Source organism: Oleiphilus sp. HI0061 (genome assembly GCF_001635675.1).
In genome coordinates, this window is the sequence record NZ_LWFE01001018.1 from 1 (window position 1) to 4,295 (window position 4,295).

At 45.4% G+C, this 4,295-nt stretch carries 5 protein-coding genes; all 5 read right to left on the minus strand.

Features of this window, described 5'->3' with window-relative positions:
- Positions 1-1,126 (minus strand): VWA domain-containing protein (locus A3735_RS12645; protein ID WP_156499644.1); only part of this gene is annotated, 1,126 nt, incomplete at its 3' end.
- Positions 1,126-2,184, minus strand: a complete 1,059-nt coding sequence (locus tag A3735_RS12650) for a VWA domain-containing protein (RefSeq protein ID WP_068506432.1) — start codon at positions 2,182-2,184, stop codon at positions 1,126-1,128. The genes A3735_RS12645 and A3735_RS12650, both read right to left, overlap by 1 nt.
- Positions 2,177-2,653 carry a DUF4381 domain-containing protein gene (locus A3735_RS12655; protein ID WP_068506434.1) on the minus strand — a complete coding sequence of 159 codons (477 nt, stop codon included), beginning with the start codon at positions 2,651-2,653 and terminating at the stop codon, positions 2,177-2,179. Before A3735_RS12655 ends, A3735_RS12650 begins: the two co-directional genes overlap by 8 nt.
- Before the next feature lie 15 nt (positions 2,654-2,668).
- Positions 2,669-3,622 (minus strand): DUF58 domain-containing protein, encoded by a 954-nt coding sequence (locus A3735_RS12660; RefSeq protein WP_068506436.1) that lies wholly within the window; start codon positions 3,620-3,622, stop codon positions 2,669-2,671.
- Between the two features lie 3 nt (positions 3,623-3,625).
- Positions 3,626-4,295, minus strand: a 670-nt coding sequence (locus tag A3735_RS12665) for a MoxR family ATPase (protein WP_068638135.1), incomplete at its 5' end; no start/stop codon positions are given.

The following is a 4,295-nucleotide window of genomic DNA, read 5'->3' on the forward strand; positions in this document are numbered from 1 at the left end:
GTTGCTTCATTAGCTCTTGAGCTTGCTGGTCTTGGGTCTTAAACAAGTCTCTTGCTTCAAGGGCGTGTGAGGTTTCTGGTAAAGAAATAAGCGATATCGAAATAAACAGCGCTAGAAGTGTGTTTTGTCGATACGCAAAAAGCGCAAAAGGTATTATTAAGAATAACAGCAAATAACCGGCATCTTCCCAGGCATCAAAGGTACGAAAACTTTCTTGCTTGTCAGTATTGTTCGCTTTTGCTTTTCTCAGTCGTTCACCCGTGATATCAAGCGCCTCTAGGTCGTGATCATCTAGGGACATTTTAACCATCTTGCCGCGATTTACCCCTGCAAGACTGTCCAATAGTTTGAAAGGAGTCTGTGGGATGACGATCTCGCCCTGGCTTTTAAAATATCCTTTTCCGGGTATATCTATCGGCCCGCCTTCTTTGGTACCTACTGCAAGAACATCTAGATGGATATTCTTGCTACTCAAGGCATCTGAAATACGTTCATTTTGCTCTTGCGTGCTACTGTCTGCAATCAGGATAACGCGACCTGATCGTGAGTTGTTTTGTTTGAATAGCTCAATTGCTTGGTTCACGGCATTATCTGGTCTGCTTCCGATAACCGGCATAATAAAAGGGTCAAGTGCTTCAAGGCTGGCTTTGATTGTATTTATGTCATCTGTTAAGGGTGTAACGATATGACTATCCCCAGAAAATACGATAAGTGAGGTGTTTCCTTCTGTGCGCAGTGCTAGCAGGTCGTGAAGTTTCTGCTTTGCTCTAACGAGTCTGCTGGGTTTTACATCGGTGGCAAGCATTGATACGGATAGGTCAAGAATGACTACCATATCGTCTTGTAGTTGTGCAACGGGCCTAGGTTTTTGTTCCCAGCTCGGGCCAGAAAGCCCAATAATGGCTAGCAATAACAACAAAATTGGCGGCCAGTTTTTTTTGCCTGATTCATTATCACTGGATGCAGGAGTTAAATGCTTCAAAAGCTCAGGGTCGATGCTTCGGCTCCAATCTCCGCTTCGTTGATTAAACTGCCGCAGGATAAGCCAGACAAAAGGCAGTGCTAGCAAGCAAGTTAGCCAAAATGGACGTAAAAAATGAAAATTGGCGAGTAAATCTAGATTCACTATTGCTTGTCTCCTCTTAGGGAAGAGAAGAAAGTGGTAAAGCGTGAGCTAGATGCATAACTCACAACTAAAGCGGCCAGATAAAAACACAGGCTTATTGACAGGAAATATACAAGCAAAGATTTAGTGGGCCGATAGCTTCTGCTGTCTTGTTCGATTGGTTCAAGCTCATTGATGAGCTGGTATATCGCGTTTAATTCTTCAGTGTTTCGGGCCCTAAAATACTTGCCGTCAGTGACTTCGGCAATTGCATTTAGCATGTCTTCGTCCAGATCAGCTGAGGGGTTGACCTTTTGAGTGCCAAAAAAGCTTCGTCGGTAAAGCTCGTCGGCACCAATACCAATCGTATAAATAATGATGTCTTCTTGAGCTGCTAACTGTGCAGCTTTTTCGGGGGGGATCTCGCCAGCGGTATTCGCGCCGTCGCTAAGTAATATGAGAACGCGGCTATCTTTCGGTCTTTCCCTTAGGCGTTTAACACCAAGACCGATAGCATCGCCGATAGCCGTTGCTTTACCTGCCATACCTAAGTAAGCCTCTTGCAGTAGTGTGTTGACCGTTTTTGTGTCGAATGAAAGCGGCGATTGGATATAGGGCTCAGAGCCAAACAGTATTAAGCCGATGCGGTCACCTTTTCTTTGCGTAACGAAGGAAGAGACAACATTTTTGACAACGTCCAAGCGAGATACAAACTCATCATCTAATTTAAGGTCTGTTTCTTTCATGCTTGGTGATATATCGATTGCCAGCATCAAGTCTCTTCCACTTAGCGGGAGGTTTACTTTTTCTCCGTAGTAAGTAGGCCTGGAGGCTGCAACTATTAGAAAACACCACGCAAAAGCCAGTAGGTATTTACTTAGTTTGCTATGGGTTTTTCCTTCTGGTGCACGTGACAGTTTCAGTGCTTTTACTGTTTCATAGAGTGGAAGCTGCGGCGCTCTATAGTTTGTGGTGCTTTGATTTGCTCGCCGAGGGATGAGCAAAGGAATTGGCAAAAGTAATAGCGCAAGAGGCCAAACTAGCCCAAAGTTAAGTGCTTCTAAGAGATTATCAAGCATGACGTAGGCCTCGAATCCATTTTTCGATTAGCATCAATTGCTCGGTATTTATACGAGGGCAATTCCGTTGGTAAATCTCGTGACAGAGGATGTCTAGTAAGTCGCTCGGCAGTATTACTTTGTTTTGCGTTGTGTTGAGAGTATCGCCCCATTTGTCAGCGGTGTCGCTAAGGTGTGCAGTAGAGCTTGAGTTCCCGGCAAGGCATCGCTTTAGGAGTATGTTTATTTCGGTAGCTAGCTCGAAGTTATCCCAACTTTTTGAGTTGTGGGTTATTGCTTTAAGTTCAAGTAAGGCTACCCTGCGCCAGGCATTCCGTTGTCTATGTCTTATGAAAAAAGTAAGACCAAGCGCAATAGCGATGACCGAAATAACAATTAAAGCCCACCAGCCAAAAGCTAGCGGCCACCAGGTGATATCCACGGGAGGGTGGATATCTTTTAGTTGGTCTAATGGCGATGATGGGTTCATGGTGTTATTGAGTCACTATCTGCTGTAATTGCGCAGAATTTCTTGGAGACAGTGGCTAGTTTCCTGATGTGTAGACAGATTTATTAATAAGGATTTAAAACGTTTGCTCATTTCTTCTAACTGGTTTTTGTGTTGAGTCGCCCAGGCGCTGTAGTCGGATCGAACTTGTGCCGAGTTTGAGTTGATGAGCAGAGTTTGTTGGCCATCAGATACAGGGTGTAAGCCTGGTGGAGGAAGCTCTTCCTCTAGAGGGTCATAGCTACGAATGAAGAGTAACTCATTGTGCCTACTAAGGGCCTTAAGTGCTTTTTCAGTTTCCTGATTAAAGTGTAAAAAGTCGCTGATGATAACGATAAGCGTACCTGGCTTTGCAAGTCTGACCGCTTCTATTAGTGCCTTATCAAGCGAGAAAGAAGGGGGAATTTTGCTATCTTCTATATTCAAGGCTTGGTTAAACTGACTAAGAAAATTAATGTATTGCATTACTGACTTGCGACTACGCGCTGGCTTTACTTCGTGATGTGCAATGTCAGAGAATACTATGCCTCCAACGCGGTCATTGTGGTCGAGTGCAGACCATGCGAACAAGGCAGCAGCTTCGGCAGCTCTAACGGACTTGAAGCTATGTTTGCTACCGAAAAACTGGCTTTTACTCTGATCACAAATAACTAGGAGTGGGCGTTCGCGTTCTTCGTTAAATAGTTTAGTGTGAGGCGTCTGGCGCCGTGCTGTAACGCGCCAATCGATACTCCGAACGTCGTCACCAGGCTGATATACACGAACTTCTGCGAACTCCATGCCTCGACCGCGGAATTTGGATAGGTGTGAACCGCTTTGGGGGCGCGAAATAGCTTTTGCTTTTCTGAGTTTTAGATTTTTTGCCTGCCAACGTAAACGCGCAAGCGCCTGCACCGAAGTATAAGGCCCCTGGTCGAGGTTGGGAATTGAGTCTGAATTAGTAACAGGCATTGATTATGCTACAGGAACGCGGTGAATTAGTTCATTGATCACATGATCGGCTGTTATACCGTCTGCTTCAGCTTCAAAGCTGATGATAATGCGATGACGAAAGACGTCGTGAAGTACGGCGCGAATATCGTCAGGGCTAACGAAATCTTTGCCATTTAACCATGCATAAGCACGTGCGCAGCGATCTAGGGAAATTGTTGCGCGTGGACTGGCGCCGAAATCGATCCAGCGACCCAGGTCTTCACCGTATTGTGTAGGTTGACGCGTCGCAATCGTAAGGTGGACAAGATATTCCTCTACAGCTTCGCTCATATGGATTGCAGACATCTCTTTCCTGGCTTGGAAGATCTCAGACTGAGCAAGTTCTAATACCTCTTCGTTCAATGGCGTGTCATCGTGCTCGCTTCTGGCTAGTCGCAATATTTCCTTTTCGGACTCAAGGTTGGGGTAGTCGATCTTTACGTGCATTAAAAAACGATCTAACTGCGCTTCGGGCAGGGGGTAGGTGCCTTCTTGTTCGATTGGGTTTTGCGTGGCCATTACTAAGAATAAACTATCAAGCGGGAAGGTTTGTTTGCCAACGCTTACTTGTCGCTCGGCCATTGCTTCTAGTAGTGCAGATTGAACTTTTGCGGGGGCACGGTTAATTTCGTCAGCTAGTATTAAATTATGA